This is a genomic window from Bartonella massiliensis (genome assembly GCF_902150025.1).
GTDB lineage: Bacteria > Pseudomonadota > Alphaproteobacteria > Rhizobiales > Rhizobiaceae > Bartonella > Bartonella massiliensis.
In genome coordinates this window covers 32454-58498 of the sequence record NZ_CABFVS010000024.1, presented here as the reverse complement: position 1 = coordinate 58498, position 26045 = coordinate 32454, and the positions used below count along the sequence as shown (strand labels likewise).

18 protein-coding genes and 3 pseudogenes are annotated in these 26045 nt (G+C 36.1%); 5 read left to right on the top strand and 16 right to left on the bottom strand.

The annotated features are described in order from the left end of the window. Nucleotides 1-403: 403 nt before the first annotated feature. The 10 genes and pseudogenes from FNZ60_RS10170 to FNZ60_RS05990 form a co-directional block, all read right to left on the bottom strand. Entirely contained in the window at nt 404-664 is a 261-nt protein-coding gene (locus tag FNZ60_RS10170; protein WP_246054727.1) for an HrgA protein, read from the bottom strand. Between the two features lie 1048 nt (nt 665-1712). Further along, a pseudogene (locus tag FNZ60_RS10685) lies at nt 1713-2305 on the bottom strand (restriction endonuclease subunit R); the annotation flags it as partial. Nucleotides 2306-2732: 427 nt separating this feature from the next. After that, nucleotides 2733-3689 (bottom strand): site-specific DNA-methyltransferase, encoded by a 957-nt coding sequence (locus tag FNZ60_RS10165; protein WP_246054726.1) that lies wholly within the window; start codon nt 3687-3689, stop codon nt 2733-2735. After that, nucleotides 3679-3942: a hypothetical protein gene (locus FNZ60_RS10160; RefSeq protein WP_246054725.1), complete on the bottom strand. Its 264-nt coding sequence runs from the start codon at nt 3940-3942 to the stop codon at nt 3679-3681. Before FNZ60_RS10160 ends, FNZ60_RS10165 begins: the two co-directional genes overlap by 11 nt. A 57-nt stretch (nt 3943-3999) precedes the next feature. Then, on the bottom strand, nt 4000-4401 hold the full coding sequence (locus FNZ60_RS06015; RefSeq protein WP_142416749.1) for an SUF system Fe-S cluster assembly protein: 402 nt from the start codon (nt 4399-4401) through the stop codon (nt 4000-4002). Next, nucleotides 4394-5638, bottom strand: a complete 1245-nt coding sequence (locus FNZ60_RS06010; RefSeq protein WP_142416748.1) for a cysteine desulfurase — start codon at nt 5636-5638, stop codon at nt 4394-4396. Before FNZ60_RS06010 ends, FNZ60_RS06015 begins: the two co-directional genes overlap by 8 nt. Nucleotides 5639-5648: 10 nt before the next feature. Further along, nucleotides 5649-6911, bottom strand: coding sequence for a Fe-S cluster assembly protein SufD (sufD, locus tag FNZ60_RS06005; RefSeq protein WP_142416747.1), 1263 nt, complete (start codon nt 6909-6911; stop codon nt 5649-5651). An 11-nt stretch (nt 6912-6922) separates the two neighbouring features. Then, nucleotides 6923-7678: a Fe-S cluster assembly ATPase SufC gene (gene sufC / locus FNZ60_RS06000; RefSeq protein WP_142416805.1), complete on the bottom strand. Its 756-nt coding sequence runs from the start codon at nt 7676-7678 to the stop codon at nt 6923-6925. A 176-nt stretch (nt 7679-7854) separates the two neighbouring features. Continuing rightward, nucleotides 7855-9366, bottom strand: a complete 1512-nt coding sequence (sufB, locus tag FNZ60_RS05995; protein ID WP_142416746.1) for a Fe-S cluster assembly protein SufB — start codon at nt 9364-9366, stop codon at nt 7855-7857. 173 nt (nt 9367-9539) lie between these two features. Then, a complete protein-coding gene (locus FNZ60_RS05990; protein WP_142416745.1) occupies nt 9540-10685 on the bottom strand; it encodes a cysteine desulfurase family protein in 1146 nt (381 codons plus the stop codon). Nucleotides 10686-10846: 161 nt separating this feature from the next. On the opposite strand from FNZ60_RS05990, the gene FNZ60_RS05985 reads away from it, so the two are divergent. The 3 genes from FNZ60_RS05985 (at nt 10847) to bcp (ending at nt 13803) form a co-directional block, all read left to right on the top strand. After that, entirely contained in the window at nt 10847-11527 is a 681-nt protein-coding gene (locus FNZ60_RS05985) for an alpha/beta hydrolase (protein WP_142416744.1), read from the top strand. Nucleotides 11528-11846: 319 nt separating this feature from the next. Next, a complete protein-coding gene (gene tyrS / locus FNZ60_RS05980) occupies nt 11847-13100 on the top strand; it encodes a tyrosine--tRNA ligase (RefSeq protein WP_142416743.1) in 1254 nt (417 codons plus the stop codon). A 217-nt stretch (nt 13101-13317) separates the two neighbouring features. Further along, nucleotides 13318-13803, top strand: a complete 486-nt coding sequence (gene bcp / locus FNZ60_RS05975) for a thioredoxin-dependent thiol peroxidase (protein WP_142416742.1) — start codon at nt 13318-13320, stop codon at nt 13801-13803. A 206-nt stretch (nt 13804-14009) separates the two neighbouring features. Here bcp and FNZ60_RS10155 read toward each other — a convergent pair. The 4 genes and pseudogenes from FNZ60_RS10155 to FNZ60_RS05950 all read right to left on the bottom strand — a co-directional run. After that, nucleotides 14010-14802: pseudogene (locus FNZ60_RS10155) on the bottom strand (integrase); the annotation flags it as partial. A 274-nt stretch (nt 14803-15076) separates the two neighbouring features. Further along, a protein-coding gene (gene prfB, locus FNZ60_RS05960) for a peptide chain release factor 2 (RefSeq protein ID WP_142416741.1) occupies nt 15077-16205 on the bottom strand; the annotation gives its coding sequence in 2 pieces (ribosomal slippage) (nt 15077-16135 and nt 16137-16205; 1128 coding nt in all). A gap of 170 nt (nt 16206-16375) precedes the next feature. Further along, entirely contained in the window at nt 16376-18841 is a 2466-nt protein-coding gene (locus FNZ60_RS05955) for a penicillin-binding protein 1A (protein ID WP_142416740.1), read from the bottom strand. 165 nt (nt 18842-19006) lie between these two features. Continuing rightward, a complete protein-coding gene (locus FNZ60_RS05950) occupies nt 19007-20236 on the bottom strand; it encodes an N-acetylmuramoyl-L-alanine amidase family protein (RefSeq protein ID WP_142416739.1) in 1230 nt (409 codons plus the stop codon). Between the two features lie 623 nt (nt 20237-20859). On the opposite strand from FNZ60_RS05950, the gene FNZ60_RS05940 reads away from it, so the two are divergent. Then, nucleotides 20860-23460, top strand: coding sequence for an Rne/Rng family ribonuclease (locus FNZ60_RS05940; protein WP_142416737.1), 2601 nt, complete (start codon nt 20860-20862; stop codon nt 23458-23460). Nucleotides 23461-23551: 91 nt separating this feature from the next. On the opposite strand, the gene FNZ60_RS05935 is transcribed toward FNZ60_RS05940, so the two are convergent. Continuing rightward, nucleotides 23552-24163: an invasion associated locus B family protein gene (locus tag FNZ60_RS05935; RefSeq protein WP_142416736.1), complete on the bottom strand. Its 612-nt coding sequence runs from the start codon at nt 24161-24163 to the stop codon at nt 23552-23554. A gap of 953 nt (nt 24164-25116) precedes the next feature. On the opposite strand from FNZ60_RS05935, the pseudogene FNZ60_RS05930 reads away from it, so the two are divergent. Next, nucleotides 25117-25744, top strand: a pseudogene (locus tag FNZ60_RS05930) (integrase); the annotation flags it as partial. Here FNZ60_RS05930 and FNZ60_RS05925 read toward each other — a convergent pair. Continuing rightward, nucleotides 25669-25953 (bottom strand): FAD/NAD(P)-binding protein, encoded by a 285-nt coding sequence (locus tag FNZ60_RS05925; RefSeq protein WP_142416735.1) that lies wholly within the window; start codon nt 25951-25953, stop codon nt 25669-25671. The pseudogene FNZ60_RS05930 and the gene FNZ60_RS05925 overlap by 76 nt on opposite strands. Nucleotides 25954-26045: the final 92 nt, after the last annotated feature.

Below are 26045 nucleotides of genomic sequence, written 5' to 3'. Positions count from 1 at the left end.
ATTGATATTTCTTTTAACAATAATCAAAACGAGCAACAATCGGAACTAAGAAGGTACAAATATAAATTCTCCGTAAGAAGGTTTCTTGATATGAGCAAGAAATATTTGCAATGTTTGAGTAAATAAAGTAACAAAGATTGGATTTCACTTTTTACAATAGCAAATTTGTGATGAGTTATAATCATTAAATCGAGCATCTCATGAAATCACGCCTCATGCACAAAATAGAGCAGGTCTAAAACAAAATTTTATTCGCCTCTCCATAAGATAGCTTGAAACGATTGAATGCTACAATATTCTAATCTCTCATTTAAATTAAAAAAACTCGTTATCATTATACATCAATATAATCAGTCAAATAAAACAGTGATTGTAATTTTTTATCACTCTGAACAAAGAGCTTTTAAACAATAGAGCCTTTTTTCAAATACCCTTCATGGCTCGGCTCCATATGATCCCAATCGGATAAACGCATCTCGCCAGTTTGATAAAATTGACGAATGAGCTTAATATAATGAAGAAAGCCTTTGTTTTCCTCCACTAATCTATTAGCAGTATCCCAATCAATATCACTGCGTTCTTTAGCTGGAATTATGATCTCACTCTCGGAAGCGTTTTCCTTGTCGAGTCTTATAAATCCAATTCCATGCAAGCTTGAAAGCATCCGAAGCTCTTTTAATGTATTACACCTTCAATTTCACTCGCAACCAAATAACTAAAATTAGCCCATGAAGAATTGCTCACTGTTTGAAAAAATGCCTTTCGTAAATTTGAACGATTGATGAGAATTTTGACGTCAAGAGACCAAAGCTTCGTCTTTTTATCAAAATATTGCAAAACGCAGTCTTTGATTTCACGATTCCATTCTTTGCTTAAATCTTGTATCTAAAAATTTAGATAATAATAGATAAAGATCATGCTCTTTAACAGAACCATTTTCTGCTCTATTCTCTGCATTATCCTTTGCTGCATCAATTTCAGCACTATCTGTTTGTTTTGTAAAATAATATTGCCGTGGTCGTCCTTCAGTGGTTTTAATTTCTGTATAACGCCTTTATAACTGAGGTCGCTTAGATCCTATTTCAGCGACAATCTGCTGAATAAGAGCGGCATCATTCTTAAGGGGAGTGATTGTTGCCGTTGAACATTTCTGTTTTTGGCGGCATTATTCTGGATAATTTTCAAATATCCATTGCGCAATTTCTCGCGCTGTAAATTTTTTTGACGGGTTTTTCTTTAAAAAATTAAAAACAGTATTTGTTAAATTCAAAGTCATATATAAAATTAATTCCTTTAACCTCTAAATATTCCACTCTATTCAGATTCTTTAAAAGAAAAAAACTAAACTGTTTAAGTTTTTTGAAAAAAGCATATTTTTGAGATTACTCAATAAAATTAAATATTTTTTCTAAATTTATAAGTATAATCTCAAGGATTGTTTTCATATAAAGAAAATAATATTGTATTTTCATCAAAAACTGTTAATGAACCGTAAGATTTATAAAAAAGCATAATCTAGTATAACGCTTTTATAAATTTTTCATTTTATTTTCATGTACTTATAAAAAATAATTTTATAATTTAAGCGATCCCTAATATTTTAAATTAATGGTGCAATAGCACGCAAAATTAAAAATAATATTTAAACACTTTATTATGCCTCGCATACGTCAAGTAAAAAAACTTATATATTTTATTTTTGAAACGAAAAGTTATGAATCCTCAATTATAGATTCTGAAAGAGTAAACTTTGTGCATAAACCTTCAAAACTCCTACTTGCTTGAATAGCATCATGAGGTATAAGCACATAATGCCATTTTTTACCGCCATAAGTAGCTGTATAATGCGTTGCATGACAACACCATTGAACTGCTTCCTCTCGTTTTTTTTAACAATAGTGTTTTGCACTTCAGAGTTTTTTTAAGCTCACAAAGATATTTTGCATTTTCATAAATTGAGCCTTTATCATATTCTATTAAAAAAAACTCGAGTGGGTTTCATCCATTTCAATACTTGTGCATCATCCTCTAATATTTGAGAAAATCGTAATTTTCCTTCTACTGAATCAAACTTTTGCAAAGGATAACAGCATTTTCTAAAACTGCTAAATACAAGTTTTTAAATATTGCTTTTAATGGCAGGAATACTGCGAAAATCAACAGGAGATGTCCCTTGCGGCAACACATAATGGATAAGTGCTAAAGTTGTAAAACCTCGTGTCACTTTGACCTCATAATCCGTTTCTGTTTCCCATTGATGTTCTCTTAATTGTGCAACAATAAATTTATTAAGTTTATGCTGATTTTTATATATTATTCAAATAGATCTAATTCTGCTTGCGCATTATCTTTATCTTTGTTTCCTTCTTTTACCACAATCATTGATTCAAGATTGGCGATATTTAAACTGTAATCATCCCTTCCTTTCTAATACTGCACAAGGAATTTTAGTTAGTTGTTAAATTTTCAAAGAATGCTGATTTTGTATCAAAGACGGTACAACAAATCAGCAATGTACGATGAGAACCTACCTCTTCGCTTATAATACGCAGTCGTTCATGAGTGATAGCGCTGGTTGTTACATAAATATAATCTGTTGCCGTGGAATATCCTTGCATCCAATAATGATTTTCATCCGGCGCATAGATAAATCTCATATGTTTACACATTGCTTCTGACAGCATCGCCGCATTATATTGGCGACTAATAATCCATTGTCCTCATGGATCTTTTTACAATAGAGACGGTGCAAGGCGATAATAACGAAATCCACCACCACCTTGCCAATTGACATTTTTGGAAATTCCCCCTTGATCCGTTCCATCAATCACTTGTTTTAAACGAGGGATAATATGGGTATGACAATGTTCACCAAGTTCAATCATAATCCACTTGCGTCCCATTTTATGAGCAACAGCACCGGTCGTGCCAAAACCTGCAAAGGAATTCCAGGATAAGACACCGGGCTTACTTGCGAGTTGAATGATGCGTTCTATCAATCGCTCAGGTTTTGGGGGTGTAAAAACATGATCAGAATTAAAGGCTTTGACTTCTCTTTTGGCATCTTGATTGTGCCCTACTTCCGTATAGGACCAAATGGTCATTGAAATCATACCATTTGTTACTTCTGATAAAAAACGCTTTAATGAGGGAATGTTGCTCCCAATTGGACCAAACCAAATGCGATTATCTTTCAATAATTCAGAGAATTTTTTTTCACTCACAGCCCAACTTCTGCCATGAGGAGGCATTACTTTTCGTCCAGAAGGTGTGGTGATTTCATAAATATCCTTAGGAGTTACTCTTTTTACGGATAAGTCTCCAGATTTCCAAGGACCACGCGAATCATTATCAGGTTTTTTATAACGGGCATCCATATCGCTTGAACGAGGAAGTAAGTGAGGACGCCAAATCGTTTTGTCTTTGGCATAAACCATTATAAAATCATGGTTATCAGAAAACCATTTTGTATCATTTTGTGGGGCATATTTCTTTTGCCAAATAATATTGTTGATGAAATTTTGGCGACCAAAAATTTCATCCATCATCACTTTCAGATAGGCTTGTTCATCATCATCTATTGATATCCAGATACTGCCATCATCTGCAAGCAAATGATATAACAATTCTAGCCTATCTCTCATAAGGCTGAGCCATATGGAATGTTCCAAGCCATCTTTAATGCTCAAAAGCATTGCCTGTATTATAAGGTGGATCGATATAGATGCATTTTACTTTCCCCCTATATTCTTGCTCCAGTACTCTGAGTGCGAGCAAATTATCACCAAAAACAAGTTTATTATCAAAAATATCCTGAGATGATATTTGATGCGAAGCATAATAAGATTTTTCAAGATCTTCTAATAAGATACGCGATTTTAATTTGGGGCGTTTTTCTTTTCCAATCCAATTAAGTTCTAATTTTGGTTTATTATAACGCATGTGACCGCTTTTAAATCTAACTGTTTGTGAAAAACGATGTATTCACGAACAGTCTTGTTAGTACCATCCGACAGCAATTTGCGCTTCTTCTGACATACACTCAGGTGTCCATGGTGGATCAAAAGTCATAGTAACTTCAACATGCGAAACCCCTTCAACTGCACTGACAGCATTTTCTACCCATCCTGGCATTTCACCCGCAACAGGACAGCCCGGTGCTGTAAGAGTCATTTCGATTTTTACTGAACGATCGTCTTCAATATCAATACGATAAATCAGTCCTAACTCATAAATATCAGCAGGAATCTCTGGATCATAAACTGTTTTAAGAGCAGCAATAATATCATTCGTCATACGATCAATTTCGTCTGCTGGGATTGCTGACACGTAAGATTTTTCATTTTCACTTACAGTTTCAACAGATTCTGTAGAATGATGCTCTTCTATTAACTCAGCCATTAAAAAATGTCCTTGTTTCTCTTAATGCTTCGACTAATTGATCGACATCTTCTTGAGTGTTATACATGGCTAACGATGCACGACAAATAGATGTTAGACCAAAGCGCTGTAATAAAGGCTGTGCACAATGCGTTCCCGCACGTATTGCAACCCCTTTTCTATCAATAAACATAGCGATATCATGGGCATGAACTCCTTCAATTGCAAATGATATAATAGCGCCTTTATTGGGAGAGTGACCATAAATACGCAATAACTCAACCGTTTTCAGTTTTTCATGCGCATAAGCTGAAAGGGACATTTCATGGGCATGAATTGCACTACGACCTTTCTCTTGTATATAATCAATAGCTGCTGCTAATCCAATAGCTTCAACAATAGGAGGCGTTCCGGCTTCAAAACGGTAAGGAGGAGCATTATAAAGAACCTTATCGGTTGTTACCTCCTCAATCATTTCCCCTCCTCCTTGAAAAGGACGCATTTCTTCTAACCGATGTTCCTTACCATAAAGAACACCTATACCGGTGGGACCATAAAGTTTATGTCCTGTAAAAACATACCAATCACAATCGAGATCTTGCACATCAACAGTTAAATGTATGGCTCCTTGAGAACCATCAACAAGAACAGGAATAGAATTTTGATGAGCTCGCTTAATCATCTCTTTAACAGGGGGCACCGTTCCTAATATATTGGACATATGCGTTATAGCAACAAGGCGCGTTTTTTCACTTAAAGCTTTTTGGAAATCTTCAATATGCAGAACACCATTTTCATCAACGGGCACAAAAACAAGTTTTACACTTTTTTGTTCACGCAGAAAATGCCAAGGAATAATATTGGAATGATGTTCCATGATCGTTAGAATAATCTCATCACCTTCCTTGAGTTTAGGCATCGCCCAACCATAAGCAACCGTATTAATCGCTTCTGTTGCATTTTTCGTAAAAACAATTTCCTCAGCTTTTTGCGCATTTAAAAAAATACGAACAGTTTCACGAGCATTTTCATACAACTGTGTTGCTGTATTAGCCAAAAAATACATTCCCCTATGTACATTAGCATAATTATAGTGATAATAATGATTCATTGCATTGAGTACTGACTGCGGTTTTTGAGCAGAAGCACCACTATCGAGATATGCTAATCGTTTTCCATAAACTTTATGGTGTAAAAGAGGAAAATCACGCCGAATTTCTTCAACATTATAATTAAATGTTTGTACGTTATTTTCCATTTTTTCTCTCTTAAACATTTTTTTCAAGCCATTGACCAATGATATTCTCCAAAACAGTTTGGATATTATCTTGCTTGATGTCATCAATGAGTTCAGCAATAAATCCTTTAATCAAAAGTGCACGCGCCGTTTTAAAGGGGATACCGCGCGCCATGAGATAAAAAAGATAATCATGATTAATATTCGCAACTGTTGCACCATGACCACAGGCAACATCATCAGCAAAAATCTCCAGCTCAGGCTTTGCATTAAATTCAGCATCATCTGAAAGAATAAGGCTATTACAGGCCATGCGTGCATCTGTTTTTTGCGCTTTTTGAGCAACACGTATGATGCCTTGAAAAACACCAACAGCTTTATCTGTAACCACGTTGCGTATAATTTCTGTTGACGTTGATTTTTCTTCTACGTGACGAACAGTCATTGTAAGATCACTATGTGTTTGTCCTGATAATAAATTTATAACACGTAATTGAAAATCAGATTTCTCCCCCTGTAACTCAATATCGACTTCCTGACGATTGAGTTGACTCCCTATGTTAATGACATAAAGTGATAACTTCGCTCCTTGAGCAAGAATAGCACGCAAGCGGCCAAATTGCGTAGAATTAAAGCCACGATTGCGAATCAGAATCCACGTAACCTCACTATGAGCAGCAATATTTAATGAAAATACTGAACTGACAAAAGTATCTTGATCATTACCAACCTGACGTTCAACAAACATAACTTGATTATTTTTATCAACTTTTATGTCTGAAAAAGTATGAGATTGTCCTCCCATTTGTATATTTTGTAATTCAATGGGAGTATTTAATTTTGTATTTTCCGGAATGTGAAAAAGCCAACCATCTGTAACAAAAGCTGTATTTAATTGCCCAATAAAATCTTCATCAGAAATATTTTGATCTATCTTTACAGAATTATCTTCTAATGCCTCTGAAAGGCATTTTACTGTAATCTCGTCAACCTTTGACTGTGTCGCTACTTTTCCATTGTTCATGGAAAAAACAGCGCTTTTTGAAAGTAATGCATCGACCGATTGATTGTCTTGATCTTTTGAAAAATTGCTTACAGATTTCAGTAACGTGCGCAAATTAGTATAATGCCAATTTTCGATTTTACGGGAAGGAAGACGTGCCGCTTGAAACTTCTCAAGAGCTTTTTTGCGAATTTCACACACGACTTTATCACCCGGTAACTCATTGATATACTGATTAAAATTACTGATAATATCTTCTTCAACCGCTAACAATTTTTGCTGTGCATTCATATTCAATAACCTTAAACTGCTTCTCTGATAAGATCAGCATACCCATTTTGCTCTAAATAAAGCGCTAAGGATTTGTCTCCGCTTTTGATAATTCGTCCTTTATGGAGAACATGTACCGTATCAGGAATAATATAATTAAGTAGCCGTTGATAATGGGTAATCACCAAAAATGAACGATTGGAATCTTTAAGTTTATTAACACCATCTGCAACAATTTTTAATGCGTCAATATCTAAACCAGAATCCGTTTCATCTAAAATACAAAGTTTAGGTTCAAGAAGTGCCATTTGTAAAATTTCAGCACGTTTTTTTTCTCCCCCTGAGAAACCTACATTTAATGGACGTTTTAGCATGTCCATATCTATTTCAAGCTTGGCTGAAACATCTTTAACATATCTTATAAATTCAGGAACTTTAAGCTCTTCATCACCACGTGCTTTGCGCTGAGAATTCATCGCGACTTTTAAAAATTCCATCGTTGCTACCCCTGGTATTTCCATTGGATATTGAAATGCAAGAAAAATACCATATGCCGCACGTTCTGCTGGATCCAGCTCTAAAAGTGATTGTCCATTATAGAGAATATCACCTTGTGTTACTTCATAATCATCACGACCAGCAAGCAAATAAGACAAAGTTGATTTTCCAGCACCATTTTGCCCCATGATCGCAGCAACTTCTCCATCTTGAACTGTCAGGTTTAAACCACGAATAACTTCTGTATCCGTCCCTGCAATACGGGCGTGCAAATTTTTTATCTCTAACATCATTAAATCCTGTTCTGGCTGTAAATCCTATTCTGGCTGTTTTTTTTCAGATATCAATGCGTATGCTTTAGCATACAGCTTCTTTTGGTAATCGCCATAGAAGTCACTTTTTTACATTATTTTCTATTGTTACAGCCTTTTTGCATCAAGTCTTCTATTTATCTTATTAAATAAAATCATCCAACACTACCTTCAAGGCTAATACCAATAAGCTTTTGCGCTTCAACAGCAAATTCCATGGGAAGTTTTTGAATAACTTCTTTTACAAAACCATTGACAATTAATGCAATTGCTTCTTCTTCGGGAATTCCTCTCTGCATAACATAAAAAAGTTGGTCATCAGAAATTTTTGATGTTGTGGCTTCATGTTCAAACTGAGCTGTTGCATTTTTTGCTTCAATATAAGGAACTGTATGTGCCCCACAATCATTCCCAATTAACAAACTATCACATTGCGTAAAGTTACGCGCATTCTGTGCTTTTCGATGGGCTGTGACTTCTCCTCGATAAGTATTATTTGAAAAGCCAGCAGAAATGCCTTTGGAAATAATACGACTGGAAGTATTTTTTCCTAAATGAATCATTTTTGTACCGGAATCAATTTGTTGATGCCCATTGGCAACAGCAATGGAATAAAATTCTCCACGCGCATTATCACCGCGAAGTAAACAGGATGGATATTTCCAAGTAATCGCGGAACCGGTCTCAACTTGTGTCCATGAAATTTTGGAGTTGTCCCCTCGACAATCTCCACGCTTCGTCACAAAATTATAAATACCTCCCTTTCCATCTTTATCGCCAGGGTACCAATTTTGTACTGTAGAATATTTAATCTCTGCATTTTCAAGAGCAATAAGCTCAACAACAGCTGCATGAAGTTGATTTTCATCACGTTGGGGGGCTGTACACCCTTCAAGATAAGAAACATAGGAATCTTCAGCGGCAATAATCAATGTTCGCTCAAATTGCCCTGTATTGCGTTCATTAATCCTAAAATAAGTTGAAAGCTCCATAGGACAACGAACCCCTTTGGGAATATAAACAAATGAGCCATCTGTAAAGACAGCTGCATTTAAGGCTGCATAATAGTTATCCCCCACTGGTACAACAGTTCCCAAATATTGCTTAATAAGCTCTGGATGTTCAATAATAGCCTCTGAAATAGAGCAAAAAATTACACCAGCACGTGCCAGCTCTTTTTTAAATGTTGTCACAACAGAAACAGAATCAAAAACCGCATCAACAGCCACCTGCCCCGATGCAGATACACTGTCATCAAACATAGAGGGATCTGACTGTTTTCTTACCCCTGCTAAAATCTCTTGTTCTTTAAGGGGAATGCCAAGTTTTTCGTATGTTGCTAATAATTCAGGATCCACTTCGTCCAAAGATTTGGGCCCTGTATGATTTTTCGGAGCCGCATAATAATAAAGCTCCTGAAAATCAATTTTAGGATACTCAAGACGCGCCCAATGAGGCTCTTGCATTGTCAGCCAACGGCGATAAGCTTGTAGGCGCCATGTTAGCATCCATTCAGGCTCATTTTTTTTAGCAGAAATAAATCTGATAATATCTTCATTCAAACCTTTGGGCGCTTTATCCGTTTTAATTTTCGTTTCAAAGCCATATTTATATTGATCAACATCTATTTCACGGACTTGGCGTATCGTTTCTTGTACTGCCGGCATAAATTTTCTCCATTTTTTGGTATCAAAAACCGGTAACTAAAAGCCTTGTTTTTTTACAAGAGTAAAGTTAAGCAAGTTATTTCTTAAGGCTATAGGTAAAGTGCGAAAATTTCAATCAAAGTTATTTTATTTTTAAAATAATTCTAATTTTTATAATTTTCTCATAATAAATTTTATCCTTTTTTCTTGCTTATCATTTGAGAAAAAAACAATAAAAAGTCGTCAATATCTTCAGAAGTTGTGTCACGCCCTATTGAAATGCGAATGGCGCCAGTTGAAACATCATATCCCATTGCTTCTAAAACTTTGCTTTGTTTTACTTTTCCCGAAGAACAAGCAGAACCAGCAGACACAGAAAACCCTTCTAAATCAAAAGCAATTTGCATCGTTTCAGCTTTGATATTTTTTACAGTAAAGTAGGTTGTATTTGGCAAACGTTGAACTCTTTTGCCAAAAATTTCAATATTTGGACTTATTTTTTGGAGTCCATCTTCTAATTTATTGCGTAAATACATTAACTGTTTTATCTCTTCTTGACTGTAACAGTCAACCATTGCTGCTCCAAAAGCAGCAATAAGAGGCAATGCTTCTGTTCCTCCACGTAAACCTTTTTCTTGTCCCCCTCCGATAATAAGAGGATGTGGCATGAGAAGATTACCACATGAAACAAAAGCACCCACTCCCTTAGGACCGCCAACTTTATGTGCAGACAGTATGAAAAAGTCTCCTCCTAGCTGATGAATATCAACAAAATTTTTATCCACATATTGTGTCAAATCAACAATAAGAGTACCTCCTAAATCCCGAACAATCACAGCTATTTCTTTTAACGGTTGAATAACACCCGTTTCACTATTGGCAGCTTGAATAGCAACAAGAGGTAAACCTTTTGTCTTATCGTGATCCCTTAAGAGTGATGTTAATTTATCTTGTTGAATAAGCCCATCTTGATCAACAGCAATGACACTTATCAACTCTTTTGGAAAACGCCCTCCTTCTGCAACAGAAGGATGTTCAGTTGCACCAAGGTAAAGATGAGAAAATTGAACCTTTGTTTTCCCCATCGTGTAAAAGGGTGTTAACAAAGTCATTGCTGCTTCACTTGCACCAGAAGTAAAAACAACATTATCTGGATCTGTTTTAAGATTTTCAGCAATTTGTCGGCGCGCCTTTTGCAATAAAGTTTTAGCAGCACGCCCTTCCTTATGAACCGATGAAGGATTACCAAATATATCTAAAGATTCCAGTAACGCCATCCGCGCTACTTTTTTAAGCGGTGTTGTTGCGTTATGATCAAAATATCGGCGTTTTATAACCATTTTACATCGCCATTATCCATCTTCTGAATTGATTTAAAAAATAATGCAATTTGCTTGAAAAATGCATTTAAAAAAGAATATCTAATGATTATTTAAGAGATTCTATGGTAAAAGTCGACCAAGGTCAATGAGAGCCTTTTATAGCATTTAAGGAGCCTTTTATGCCAGAAATTATTTTTAACGGTCCCGCGGGGCGGCTCGAAGGGCGCTATCAACCTTCACAACAAAAAAATGCCCCCATTGCGATCATTTTGCATCCTCATCCCCAATTTGGTGGAACAATGAATCATAAAATTGTCTATGATCTCTTTTATATGTTCCAACAACGTGGCTTTACAGCTTTACGTTTCAACTTTCGTGGTATTGGTCGTAGTCAAGGTGAATTTGATTATGGGATAGGAGAACTTTCAGATGCTGCTGCGGCTCTTGATTGGGTGCAAACACAACATCCAGATTCTAAAAATTGCTGGGTAGCAGGATATTCATTTGGAGCATGGATTGGTATGCAGCTTTTAATGCGCAGACCGGAAATTGAGGGATTTATCTCTGTTGCCCCGCAGCCTAATGTTTATGATTTTTCATTTCTTGCACCTTGTCCCTCTTCTGGGCTTATCATTCATGGTGGTATCGATAAAGTTGCCCCTCCAAAAGATGTCCAAATACTTGTCGATAAATTGAAAACACAAAAAGGTATCGTCATTACGCAAGAAATACTGGAAAGGGCTAATCACTTTTTTAGTGGATGTCATGAGGAACTTATTGAACGATGTGCCCACTATTTAGATAGTCATATCACCCATGAACTTATCGCTCCTCCTCCGGAAATACTTTCACTCACTTAGAAAAAGCACGAGAGATTGATAAAAACAGCAAAGCCTATTTCTAGGTATGAAGAAGTAACTTATTTTTAGACTATCTTTTCGGCTTTTCTTAAATTGTTTTTCATAATAAAAGTGAAGATGAAAATACCTTTTTTATTATTAAATCATCTCTTTAGTTTAGCGTAAAAGAAGGATAATCTATCTTATTTCTTCATGACCAATATATCTCATTCTCTTGTGAGATTTACGTTATTTATAGTAGATAAGGTATTAAGGACCCATTATATAATCATCTATTATATAATAATAAATACACCCTATTAATAAGGAAATTGAATCTGTGTTTGCCTTTAAATCTGATTTTTTACATATTATGAGCGAACGTGGTTTTATCCACCAAATTTCGGATGAAAAAGGCTTAGATGATCTTTTTTTAAAAGAAACTGTAAGCGCCTATACTGGATTTGATCCAACAGCATCAAGCTTACATGCTGGAAGTCTTCTTCAGATTATGATGCTTTATTGGCTCCAAAAAACGGGTCATCGCCCCATTGCTTTGATGGGCGGAGGGACAGGATTGATCGGTGATCCTTCCTTTAAAGATGAAGCACGACGTCTTTTGACACAAGATGATATTGCGGCAAATATTAATGGTATTAAAAAGGTATTTTCTAACTATTTGACCTTTGGTGATCGAGAAACTGATGCTTGTATTGTGAATAATGCTGAATGGTTATGCAATTTAAACTATTTAGAATTTCTGCGTGATGTAGGAAAACATTTTTCTGTCAACCGTATGTTGTCATTTGATTCTGTCAGATTGAGGCTTGAGCGTGAACACTCTTTGTCCTTCTTAGAGTTTAACTACATGATTCTGCAAGCTTATGACTTTGTTGAACTTTATAAACGTTATGGCTTGCGTATGCAAATGGGGGGCTCTGATCAATGGGGGAACATTATTAACGGGATCGAATTGGGGCATCGTTTAGGAACACCGCAATTGTATGCATTAACATCACCATTACTGACGACTTCTTCCGGTGCCAAAATGGGCAAATCATTGAATGGTGCTGTGTGGCTGAATGCTGATATGCTTTCACCTTATCAATTCTGGCAATATTGGCGCAATACAGAAGATGCCGATGTAACACGCTTTTTAAAGCTTTATACGACATTGCCAATGGGTGAAATCGTTAAACTTTCTTCATTACAAGGAACTGAAATTAACGAAGCCAAAAAAATTCTTGCAACAGAAATTACAGCAATGTTGCATGGGCGTGCTCTTGCTAATGCAGCCGCAGAAACTGCCCGCAAAACATTTGAAGAAAAAACCCTTGGAGAAAATCTTCCAACGGTTGAAATGGATGCAATAAAATTAAAAACAGGGGTTGGATTGCTCTCTCTTTTAGTCAAAGCAGAACTTGCAAAATCTAACAGCGAAGCGCGCCGTCATATTCAAGGCGGAGGGATACGTGTTAATGATCAAGTCATAAAGGATGAAACACACCTTGTTCTTGAAAAAGATATTACGGATGAAGGAATTATTAAACTTTCTTTTGGTAAGAAAAAACATGTATTGATCAAACCGCTATAATTTAATTGATGTCTTATTCATTCTATAGATTTTTATCCATGTTAGTGATGTTCTTCGTGCTTTTTTCTCGCTTTTTTTCATTGTGTTTTTATGGCAGAATAATTTTTGTATGATCGCGAAAGATCTTTGAAATAATGTTATTCTAGAGAGTTGAAACTTTATTCCTTCTCTGTATGCTAGGCATTGATCTTTTCACGCAAAAAGAAAGATAAAAAAAATGACAAAATCACTGAAAGGGACTCTTGCTCCCAATTTTAATTTGCCACGCGATGGAGGAGAAACAGTCTGTCTTTCTGACTTTAAAGGAAAACCAGTTGTTTTATATTTTTATCCTAAAGATGACACCAGCGGATGCACAACTGAAGCACTTGATTTCACACAATTAAAGACGAAATTTGATGAAATTGGTGTTACTATTATTGGAATCTCTCCAGATAATGTAAAAAAACACGATAAATTTAAAGTAAAACATGGACTTGATGTCATTTTGGTTTCTGATGAAGAAAAAACAATCCTTGAAGCTTATGGTGTTTGGGTAGAAAAAAGCATGTATGGACGCAAATATATGGGTGTTGAACGGAGTACTTTTTTAATTGATGTAAATGGAAAAATAGCAGAAGAATGGCGCAAAGTCAGCGTATCTGGACATGCTGAAAATGTTTTAGCTGCAGCAACCCTTTTACATCGTCATAATGACTTGTAAATTGAGTATTTAATTTACTTTAAAAAGCAACAGCTTCCCTCTCCAATTTGTTTTATTTTTCCAACGAGTTCAATGTTGACAATATGTCGTGCTTTATAAGGATAACTGATTATTTATCATTTAAATTAGTTTCTTGAATTTTATAAAATTCTCTCCTTTCAGATCCTTCTTATCTTGAATGAAACGAAAAATTAACTTGCGCTCGTCATATTTTTAGCAGGGATGATCGATATATCTATTATCAATTTGATCTCTATGAATATGACGCAAGGAACGTGTGCGAACGTCTGTAAAGATAAGCAGGTGCAAAGTTAAGTTCGTTATGTTTATTTTTTGACAAAGTGTTTGATAAAAAGCTGGAATGTTTCTCCAATTCATAGCTGGTCTATTAATAGTTTTATGACGTTAAGGAGCGCGTGCTTTTTCTGTTGCTTGTAAGTCAACATTCAATCCCAATGCAACTGCATGTTTGAGACAAAGATTGAGACGAATGAAAGCTTTGTAAGAAACTCCAGCTTTTGTATGCCAGATGGGGACAAGAGGATTGCGTATTTCTGTTTGTGTAATCTCTGAAATGGGCAGGTAGCTTAATTGGGGTAAAATCTAAAGCCGCAAAGATGAAAAACAGATTCCATCTTTACCGTCATTTTTTAACTCTTCTTTACGGCTTTCAAAAGCATATAAAGCAATGTCTTTTAAATAATGGAGATTGTTCATTGCCGCACACTTTTGTTTCTCATGCTCTTTTATGGGTTCACGCCTCTCACGAAGAACAGAGTGCCACCCAGTTGCCAATTCATGGACTTGTTTTAAAGAGACATCTCTTAAGGCATCTAATAATCCCATTTCATGGCGACGCCCGTGAATAGCAATAAATCCATTGCGCACCGCCATCTTTACACTTATAAAGGAGCAAGCCGATGTCATTCATTATTTTGATATTGGCCAGCCCTAGAATGTTACAACAGACTTTGCATTGAAACGATTCATAAAAGCCATTTTAAATCCTTTCTTATACAGTTTTTATCCGCACACTCATTCCGCTTTTTATGTGCAAAAAATATGATTTTGATTGATTCAACATACAAAAAGATAAATTATCATTATAAATCAATGGGTTGTATAAGAAAGATTGGCATGTGAGCAAAAACTTGAAAAAAGGAACAGAAAAATATCTCTTTGAACCTTTTACGTATCAAAAGCTATCTGTACGTCATGGTATCAATAAAACGAATAGCTTAAAGAAACAAATCTGCACAGCTTGAAGAAGGGATTAACGAATATCCTCAATTTCTTTGTCTTTTCCATAAATACGTTGAGAAAGTGCTGCCTCTATAAATGCATCTAAGTTCCCATTAAGGACGGATTGTGGATCCGTATTTTCAACGCCTGTGCGCAAATCTTTTACAAGTTGATAAGGTTGAAGCACATAAGATCTAATTTGATGTCCCCATCCGATTTCTGTTTTAGAAGATTCAACAGCATTGGTTTCTTCTTCTCTTTTTTTGAGCTCTTCTTCATAAAGACGTGCCCGTAACATCGACCAAGCCGTAGCACGATTTTTGTGCTGAGAACGCTCAGTTTGACATTGAACAACAATACCTGTTTTTATATGTGTGATGCGAACAGCAGAATCTGTCGTATTAACATGTTGTCCTCCTGCTCCCGATGCACGATATGTATCAATACGCACATCTGCTTCTGAAACATCAACTTCAATATTGTCATCAATAACCGGATAAACCCAAATGCTCGCAAAAGAGGTATGACGCTTTGCATTCGAATCAAATGGAGAAATTCGTACCAAGCGATGAACGCCTGATTCTGTTTTCAACAATCCATAAGCATTATGCCCTTTTACAAGAATAGTTGCTGATTTTATTCCTGCTTCTTCTCCATCATGAATTTCTAATAGCTCAGCTTTCATTTCATGCTGTTCAGCCCAGCGCATATACATGCGCAAGAGCATAGAAGCCCAATCTTGGCTTTCTGTTCCTCCTGCCCCAGCATGAACTTCTAAATAGGTATCATTGGGATCAGCTTCTCCTGAAAGAAGCATATCAATCTGCCTTTTATCGATTTCACTTTTAAGATTACGTATAGCATTTTCCGCATCAGCGATAATTTCAACATCACTTTCTTCTTCACCCATCGCAATGAGCTCTATGCATTCTTCAAGTGTTTTTGTAAATGATAAAAGACCATTGATTGAATCATCAAGACGTTGACGCTCACGCATCATATCCTGTGCTTGTTGCGCATCATCCCAAAATGTAGGATCTTCTGCTTTTTGATTAAGATATTCAAGACGCTTTAATGATTGATCCCAGTCAAAGATGCCCCCTTAGCAATTGAATTGCTTTCTGAATTTCATCAACTAATGTTTCTATTTCTGCTCGCATAATTCAACACCGTATTTTTTTATACTCTTTCTGGTTACGTCTCTTAATATTTTACACACATTTAATAGATTCTAGAAAGAAATGGCGTGGATTCGTCATTCTATTTACAGAACCAATGCTATTAAAAAACAGATAAAAACCAAGACTTATGGCAAAGGAGATTTTATCAATTAATACAGACCACCTGTCCCGCTTTCAAGAGCTTTATTGACTTGTGGAGAAGTGGTTACTGCAGGAACACCTTCTTGAAAAGAATTCGTACCTCCAATGACTTGATATATATCAGCAGGACCAGTTCCTGGTTTAAATGCCTCTATAATGACATCTTGATCTCCTCTTTCTGCAAGCATTCCTGTTTTCCGATTAATGGGCATTAAAATCATACCGTTTGGCATCTTAAAGGGAACATCTGGCTTTCCCTTCAAAGCATCTGCCATAAACTCACCAAAAATAGGTGCTGCTAATGAACTTCCTGTTCCATTATATCCTAATGGAGCTGGTTGATCGTAACCAACAAAAACACCAACGACGAGATCCGGCGTAAACCCCATAAACCAGACATCTTTAGAGTCATTGGTTGTTCCCGTTTTAGCCGCAATATGTCGATTAAGATAACGTAAACGCGCTGCAGTACCGCGTTGAACAACCCCTTCCATCATCGAAGTAATCTGATAAGCTGTCATAGGATCAAGAACTTGATCTCTTTCATCAATCAATGTGGGCTCACGTTGATTATTCCATGTCTGAGCATTACAATTTTCACAAATCCGATCGTCATGACGATAAATTGTCTTCCCATAACGATCTTGAATTCTGTCTATCAGAGAAGGTTTAATAGAACGTCCCCCATTGGCAATAACAGAATAAGCTGTAACCATTCGTAATACTGTTGTCTCAGCAGCTCCTAAAGCCATGGGAAGATAAGGCTGTAGTTTATCGACGATACCAAAACGTTCTGCATATTCAGCAACAAGAGGCATTCCCATATCATTGGCAAGCCTTACTGTCATAAGATTACGAGAACGTTCAATACCATAACGTAATGTTGAAGGTCCTGCAAAGGTACCGCCATAATTTTTAGGTTGCCAAACTTCACCATTATATTGGCGAACTTCGATGGGACCATCTAAAATAACCGATGCTGGCGTATATCCATTATCAAGTGCGGCCGCATAGACAAAAGGCTTAAAAGCAGACCCGGGTTGACGATAGGCTTGTGTTGCACGATTAAATTCAGATGCTGCAAAAGAAAAACCTCCTACCATCGCAAGAACGCGTCCCGTATGAGGCTCCATAGCAACAATGGCACCTTCAACCTTTGGAATTTGTTGTAAACGATAAATGTTATTTGTATTGGATAGCTTTTCAACAAAAATAACATCTCCAACGTTCAGAACATGAGACAAGCTCTGAACAGTTCTTCGATAACCATTTTCCTTCACAACATGGAGTGCCCATTTTGAATCCGCTTCAGATAAAGTGGCAATTTCACGTTTTTTTGAAAGCATCCCCGAAGCTTTGCGCTGTGGCTGTAAACCAATCTCTACTTTATTGGAGCTAGCAGAGAGAACAACGGCTAAACGCCATTCAGGAACATCACTTAATCCCGTGATATTCGCAAGCTCTTCCCCCCAATCACCTTTCTTATCAATATGCGCATAAGCTCCACGCCATCCTTGCGAATGATCAAATTTAATTAATCCATTGTGCAAAGCTCGCCGAGCAATAAGTTGTAAATGCGGATCAAGCGTTGTACGGATGGATAACCCACCTTCATAAAGTGTTTTCGCCCCATAACGATGCATTAAACGACGGCGTACTTCTTCAGTAAAATAATCAGCCGCGAAAACATAGTTATCACTTCCTCGGATTATCGCTCCTAAAGGCTTATCTTTTGCTTTTTCACCTTGTTCACGCGTTACATACCCATTTGCAACCATCCGGTCTATAACCCAATTACGCCTATCAGTAGCACGCTGTGTATTCTTAAATGGATCATAATTGGCTGGTCCTTTTGGAAGAGCAGCCAAATAAGCACACTCTTCCAACGTCAGATCATTGACGGATTTATTAAAATAGGTCAAAGAAGCAGCGGCTATACCATAAGTACCTCGACCTAAGTAAATTTCATTGAGATAAAGTTCCAAGATATGATCTTTGGAGTAAGTTTTCTCAATACGCATTGCTAAAATAGCTTCCTTAAATTTACGCTCTAATGTTGTTTCTGAACTTAAAAGAAAGTTTTTAGCGACTTGTTGTGTTATGGTTGATGCGCCCTCTGGACGTCTTCCAGAACCAATATTACGAATATTGTTGATCAAAGCCCGAGAAAGCCCTTCAGGGTCTAAACCAAAATGATGATAAAAATTTTTGTCTTCAGCCGAAATAAAAGCATCTTTAACCAGCTTTGGTATGGATTGAATCGGTAAATAGAGGCGATGTTTTGTTGCAAACTCTGCCATAAGACTTCCATCAGCAGCATGGACACGAGTCATTACCGGTGGCTCATAAAGTGAAAGAACTTCATAATCAGGAAGTGCATTTGCTCGACCACTGGTCATAACACCCCATATTATCGCGCCACAAAGTCCAGTAGCAACAAAAAAACGAAGAATATACCTTAAAAAAATCATCATAAAAACAGCTATCGCTTTCTTAAGAATTGATCACAGAAAAAATACGTTACCTCAACCACATTGCGTAGATATCACCATAAGATTGAGATAAAAAAATTGTTTTCTATCTTATTTAGATTAGGATACACTAAAATCCCATATTGATTACTCTATTTTCTTACAAATTTAAAGAGGCTGTACCATTTTCTGCCTATAATCAGCAAATTGACGAATAGAATAAGCAATAGAGGCTGCCATTTGTTTTCTCCAATGAGGATCGTTTAATAACTTTTCATCCTCTTTATTGGATAAATATCCTATCTCTATCAAGACAGAGGGTATATCTGAAGCTCTTAAAACTTGAAAATTAGCATAACGATGAGGGTTATTGATCAAATGAATATGACTCTTTAATAAATTTGAAATAACACTATTCGCAAAATTAACCGAAAACGTATGCGTTTCACGCCGCGTAAGATCCATCAAAATATCTGTAACTTCAAGCGTTTCATCTGCTGGCAAACCATCAAGCAAATCAACTTTATTTTCACTTTCAGCTAAAGATTTTGCAATCGCGTCAGAAGCTTTATCTGATATGGTATATACTGTGGCTCCGCGAAGAGAATGCACATCAATCGTATCCGCATGAATGGATATAAAAAGATCAGCATCAAACTCTTGCGCTTTTTTTACTCTTTCACTTAATCTTAAAAAGATATCGGAATCACGCGTTAAAACAACACTGATATGAGGGGCCTTTTGTAATTCATCTAGCAATGCACGCGCAAAATCTAAAGTTACATCTTTTTCTAAGATTCCAGTTACACCCCGTGCACCACCATCGATACCACCGTGACCAGGGTCAAGAACAACACGAAAGTTCTGAACTGGAAATAATGGCGTTTTTGTATCAAAGTCAATTTTTTGTTGATTCTTTAATATCTCATCAAATTTTTCTTGTGTACTTTTACGAATATCAATCAGCAACTGCCATAAGCCATTATCTAATTTTTTTATGATGCTTCTTTCAATAACAAAAGCTGTTTTGCTTGTCAAAATAATGCGTGAAGTCTGTATGTCAGAGAAAGCATAACGCATATCTAAGAGCATAACCGATAATGTATTCTGTTTCTTTAAAGATGCATTTTGCCTCGAAAAGTCAATTGTCGGTAAGTTAATAACTAAACGTGCAGGCCTATCCAAAATCTGCAAACGAACATTTGGTTTTGAATTGAAAACCCCAATAATACGTGTGTGAGCATTATCTCCAATGGTTCGAAAATTAATAAGTCTCAAAGAATCTGCTGCTTGAACACTGATTTGGAATGCCAAAAAAAATAATAAAAAATATGTGAATTTCACAATAATGTTCCAATAGGCTGTTGTCAGACTTTTGGTAAAAAAAACTCTTATCATAAGCAAAATACTCTACATTCTATTTATAATAATTTATTTTGGCCATTTATAATCATTTATTTTAGTTGTATAAAAACGATGAACCAATTTATTCTTTATTTTTTATAAATACTCACTCTCTTCATTATAAAAACCCCAAAACGAAATTTAAGGTAATTAAAGATATTATCATGGTATATGATTTATATTGTTACTTGCCAAATGCATGATATCAACATAAAAGAATATTTATGCTTCCTAGCTGATAATAGCCATCTAAATTATCTATAACGTATAGTAAGTTGTCTTCAGAGGGATTGTTGCATATTATGCGTTGAGACTTTGTTATGGATGAAAAATTTCTATGTTATAACATTAGGATTGCATCACTTAAGATTCGTTGGTTCGGGTATCCGAACTGTTTTAAAGATTATTTTACCGGAGACTTTTAAAAAATATGAGTCATACAAAACGGATGGAGATAATGATGAGAAATGGTGTAAATGCACTTATGCATCTGCACATGGTATTCCGTCCTGTTTTTCTGGTACCTCCCTTTTATGGCAGACAACCTTTTATGTTTACGAATAATTATACCATTCGTTTGAATAAAATTGTGCATGTCGCCTTCAGGATATTAACTTATGTCAAACAAAATGCTTATAGATGCCTCCCATCCGGAGGAAACGCGTGTTGTTGTTGTTCACGGCAACAAAATTGAAGAACTTGATTTTGAATCAGAACATAGAAAACAGCTCAAGGGGAATATTTATCTTGCACGTATTACGCGTGTGGAACCGTCTCTCCAAGCAGCTTTTGTTGAATACGGTGGAAATCGTCATGGTTTTTTGACATTTTCTGAAATTCATCCGGATTATTATCAAATTCCTGTTGCTGATCGTCTTGCTCTCCTTGAAGAAGAAGAAAAAGCAGCTGTAGGAGAAAATTCTGCCGATTCCTTTACGGAAGAAGTCACTAAAAATAAAAAGCGTTCCAGAAAAACAAAGAAAAAAGAAAAAAACAATGTCATAGCAGCTGATGTTGAAAATGATGTCACATCCGAAGCAGCAGTTGATGACACAGAAGAAGCCGATGATTCTTATGATGAGATTGAAATGGTTGGTGCTGAAGATATCCGTGAAGAGCTTCCAACTTATCAAAGAAAACAAGGGCGCCAGTATAAAATTCAAGAAGTCATTAAACGACGTCAAATTTTGCTGGTGCAAGTCATCAAGGAAGAACGTGGTAATAAAGGTGCTGCCCTTACAACATATCTCTCTTTGGCAGGTCGTTATTCTGTTCTCATGCCCAACACAGCGCGTGGCGGTGGCATTTCACGAAAAATTACCAATGTGCAAGACCGTAAGCGTCTTAAAGAAATCGTAAAAGAATTAGCCGTTCCAAAGGGTATGGGCGTTATCCTACGAACCGCTGGTGCCAATAGAACAAAAGCTGAAATTAAACGTGATTATGAATATCTTATGCGGTTATGGGATACCATTCGCACTTTGACGCTCAAATCAACAGCCCCATGCCTTATTCATGAAGAAAGCAATCTCATAAAGCGTTCTATACGAGATCTTTATAATAAAAATATTAGTAAAATTCTTGTCTCGGGAGACCAAGGATATCGTGAGGCAAAAGACTTTATGCGTATGCTTATGCCAAGTCATGCAAAAGTTGTACAACCTTATCGCGATCCAATCCCCATTTTCGCAAGAAATAATATTGAAATTCAACTTGATAAAATGTTGCAACCGCAGGTTTCCTTAAAATCTGGTGGTTATCTTGTTATCAATCAAACAGAAGCCCTTGTTGCTATTGACGTAAACTCTGGCCGCTCCACTAAAGAATTCTCTGTTGAAAAAACAGCCTTACAAACGAACCTTGAAGCTGCAGAAGAAGTTGCCCGTCAATTACGCTTACGTGATCTTGCCGGCTTAATTGTGATTGATTTTATCGACATGCTTGAAGAACGCAATGTGCGACTGGTCGAAAAAAAATTAAAAGATTGTTTAAAAAACGATCGTGCTCGTATTCAAGTTGGTCATATTTCACACTTTGGCCTTTTAGAAATGAGTCGTCAACGTATTCGCATATCAGTTTTAGAAAGTACAACACAGCCCTGCCCCCATTGCGCGGGAACAGGAAATATACGTTCTGAATCATCAATTGCTTTACATGTCATGCGCTCAATTGAAGAATATCTTCTTCACAATTCGCAATATAATATTATTGTGCGCACACCCGTCGCAACAGCGCTTTATGTGTTAAATCATAAGCGCAATATTCTTGTTAATTTAGAAGCTCGCTTTAAACTTAATATTAGTATTGAAGCAGATGATAGTATTGGAACGCAACATCTTATCATTTCTAAAGGTACAATAGCACAGAGCATGTCTCAATCTTCATTGGAAGATGATAATAAGCAAGAAATTGAAGATTCTATTTTCATAAAGAGACAATCTGTTGAAAACTCCTCTCCTATTGAAACGAACAAAAAGCGCCAGCGCAAAAATCATCATGATGAAGTTACTGATCATTCTCTCTCCATCGTTCATAAAAAAGATGATACGTTGAGTAATGATTCTTATCGTCGAGGACGCCGCCGAGGACGTCGAGGTGGTCGACGTAATCAAGATAATAGTTCTTATCAGATGCGCATTCCTTACGCAGAACCAGTAGGGGATTTTGCTAAACAGGCTTTAGCAGAAATTAAAGCAGAACATCGCAAACGTCGTGTTCCATCTTCTCAACTTGAAGAAATGAAAAATGATACACAAGCTCTCAATATACAACAGCAAGATGAAGCGACAAAAGTTGATACAAGTGTTAAACCCAAAAAACGTAAAACACGTTCTTCAAAAGCGGTAGAAAATAATCGTTCTCTAGAGAATGATCAAAATACTGCAGGACAAAAATCTTTTGAAGAAAAGCCTAAAACCCGTTTGATACGCAAAACTAAAACAAAAAAAGAAGATAAATCCATTGATGTAGAGGATAAAATTCTTGAAAACAGTAAAAAATCAACACGGAAAACACGCAAAAAATCATCCTCTAAAGAGACAACACAAAAAACTTTAGAGAAAGAAACAGTCATGGAACTGGAGAAAGTTATCGAATCCTCTCCTTCCCCAATTGAAGAAATAATTAACCAACCCGTTGTTATCTCATCAACACCTAATGATGTTCCCAAAACTGAGCGTGTTGGTTGGTGGAAACGCAGAACTCTTACAAAAAATTAAGAATAAAAAAAACCGCCACAGAAAACTGTGGCGGTTAAATTAAATAAGAAACTATAGAAAAAATTTAATTAATTCCATGGCACCGTGTGTCTTACTTTTGTTTTGCCTTTTCCTGCTCAGCCCGCATACGCTCTTCAATTTCTTTTTGCTTTGATTGAATGGCTTGCTGCAGCTTTATTTGCTCTTGTTGAAAATCTTTTTCCTCCATACCAGGACCGGTATACGCAGCTGTAAATCCATTAAGAGAAAATTCAATAGGATTAACTGAACCACGGAAATTAACAGTGGTTACAACCATTTTTGTACCGCTTTTCATGGCTGCGATAAGCTTATTATCTAAGACATCATTGGCAATACAACTTGGTCCATTACAAATGATATAAGGAATTTTTTTAGAGAAGTCGTCACCAATTTTAATGAGAACACCTTCTGGCAAAAAACGACCTGTAGGCACTTGAATACCTATACGTTTTTCATTTTGCTTCCCTTTTATTTCAACAATATTAAAAGCCGTTAAAGGTTGTCCGGTATTCGATAACACCGTATTCATTGTATTACAAATATCAACATCATGCTGCTTACTGCAAACTTTGTACCAACCTTGCGATAAAGTTTGCGCATTTGCAGAAATACTAGCTATAAGAAAAAGGGCAGCGGCTCCAACGAATACTGAAACAGCAGAATAAACATTTTTATGCGACATGATTAAGTTAATCCTTTCAACGCGCTTTTAAGTAATTTCAAAAAAATATTAAATATAATTCCAACTTAAATTTATTAAATTATACTTATTTTTATAAGTTTTACTTCAATATAAAAAAAAAAGTCAAATTTAGAGAAAAAACTACGACGTGCGTTTTAATTTTATACACCGATATAGCATTCCCCTCTTCATCACACCCGTGTTTGACGCAATCTTATCCATAAAACACTTCTGTGCATTGGCGCTAAGATTACACAAACGAATCAATATTGCAATATTAATTACAACAAACTTTTATGCTATTCTAAAAGTTTACGAATTTACACTTAATGCTTCTTGAGCTATGTTGTAGAGCTTTAGCACCCAATATTACAATGCACAAAGCTTCAAAATATCGAATAAACTTTACTGTTTTTATTATCTATTTTGCGATCCACGAAAATAAAGTCATTTATGATGTTATTGAAACATTTGATGGATTAAAGCTGCTAATTATCTGAAACTTCCAAACAACAGAAAGAAAACTTTTTGCTAAAGGACTGCTTTCTGCCTTTGTTTATAAAACAATGATCATACATCTTGGTCATAAAGCATATTTACCGTCTTCTCGCTAAAAAAGTGAAATCAAATGATAAAGTGTATGTGGTTTATCTTTTTTCTTAATTCAAAGACATATTTTTTGCTGAAAAATCAAGAATAATTGAAATCTTTTCAATTTATAACAAACCTATCCTTAAAGATGGAAAATTGTCTGAAAAATTTAGAAAAACCTTTTCACTCCAAAACTTATAGGCTTTTACTTCTTTTAGAAAGTTCAAGGTATTGATTTATAATGGTAATTCACTGTTTTATATGTTAAATGAGAGTCTCAAATAACGTAAGCTTCTTTCATTTCAAATCTCTTTATCTTGAATCAATAAAAATCATCCCCTTGCACGTTAAAAATGGAATGAGTGTGTGGATCAAATTTGTATAAGAAAAGACTGAAAATGGCTTTTCATGAACCGTCTTACGCGCCAAGAGATGTCGCAACACTCAAAGGCTGGCATAAGTGTGTGATGGTGCTGGTTTATTATCCATAAGCATAAAGATGGGAGTGCTCAATGGATTTTATATTATTCCAAGGGGGCTTTACCGTTATACCATTCACGGGCGTCGTCGTGAAATGGGTGCAGTGTACGCTTTGAGAGATGCCTTTTTAAAACAAGCCCGTGAATTTATCAACCAATGGCGTTCTGTTTTACGTGAGCATCGTAAGCCCATTAAAGAACGCAACAAAAAAAGCGTGAAGCAATAAGCAATCTCCATTATTAAAAAAACATTGCTCTAGATGCTTTTGAAAGTCGGAAAGCTGAACTAAAAGGTGATGGTAAAAATGGGAATTGTTTTTTACCATTATACCTTCATGTTCTCCCTAAATTAGATTGTGTTCCCGTTTCAGAGATTACACAAACAGAAATACGCAATACGCTTTCTCCCATTTGGCATACAAAAGCAGGAACTGTTCAGACAGTATTGATATGTCTTAATCTTTGTCTCAAACATGCGGCTACCTTGAGATTGGATGTTGATTTACAAGCAAACAAGGGAGTCTGGAAAGCTACAGTGTTAACCCATAAATGGTCGGACTGATATACACGATGAGTACCGGTTCCCATCTCATTTAAACCAATCAATAAAATAGCAATGTCCCCAGAAGGTGGATAATGACCATAAAGCGTGAGCAAGCGTTCAAGAATACTGGTCTCAACAAGACCAACGCCCAAAATAGCAACTGTAGAATGCATCACACTGTCTCCCCCTTATAAGAATAATTCAACGTCCCCCCCCAATGTTTTAACAATAGCTTCATCAATTTTTTAACATTTTAGTGAAACATGCA

Coding starts and splice junctions, on each gene's coding strand:
- FNZ60_RS10170 (WP_246054727.1), bottom strand. CDS start 664: ATGCTTTCAAGCTTGCATGGAATTGGATTTATAAGACTCGACAAGGAA.
- FNZ60_RS10160 (WP_246054725.1), bottom strand. CDS start 3,942: ATGCGTTATAATAAACCAAAATTAGAACTTAATTGGATTGGAAAAGAA.
- FNZ60_RS06015 (WP_142416749.1), bottom strand. CDS start 4,401: ATGGCTGAGTTAATAGAAGAGCATCATTCTACAGAATCTGTTGAAACT.
- FNZ60_RS06010 (WP_142416748.1), bottom strand. CDS start 5,638: ATGGAAAATAACGTACAAACATTTAATTATAATGTTGAAGAAATTCGG.
- sufD (WP_142416747.1), bottom strand. CDS start 6,911: ATGAATGCACAGCAAAAATTGTTAGCGGTTGAAGAAGATATTATCAGT.
- sufC (WP_142416805.1), bottom strand. CDS start 7,678: ATGTTAGAGATAAAAAATTTGCACGCCCGTATTGCAGGGACGGATACA.
- sufB (WP_142416746.1), bottom strand. CDS start 9,366: ATGCCGGCAGTACAAGAAACGATACGCCAAGTCCGTGAAATAGATGTT.
- FNZ60_RS05990 (WP_142416745.1), bottom strand. CDS start 10,685: ATGGTTATAAAACGCCGATATTTTGATCATAACGCAACAACACCGCTT.
- FNZ60_RS05985 (WP_142416744.1), top strand. CDS start 10,847: ATGCCAGAAATTATTTTTAACGGTCCCGCGGGGCGGCTCGAAGGGCGC.
- bcp (WP_142416742.1), top strand. CDS start 13,318: ATGACAAAATCACTGAAAGGGACTCTTGCTCCCAATTTTAATTTGCCA.
- FNZ60_RS05955 (WP_142416740.1), bottom strand. CDS start 18,841: ATGATGATTTTTTTAAGGTATATTCTTCGTTTTTTTGTTGCTACTGGA.
- FNZ60_RS05950 (WP_142416739.1), bottom strand. CDS start 20,236: ATGATAAGAGTTTTTTTTACCAAAAGTCTGACAACAGCCTATTGGAAC.
- FNZ60_RS05940 (WP_142416737.1), top strand. CDS start 20,860: ATGTCAAACAAAATGCTTATAGATGCCTCCCATCCGGAGGAAACGCGT.
- FNZ60_RS05935 (WP_142416736.1), bottom strand. CDS start 24,163: ATGTCGCATAAAAATGTTTATTCTGCTGTTTCAGTATTCGTTGGAGCC.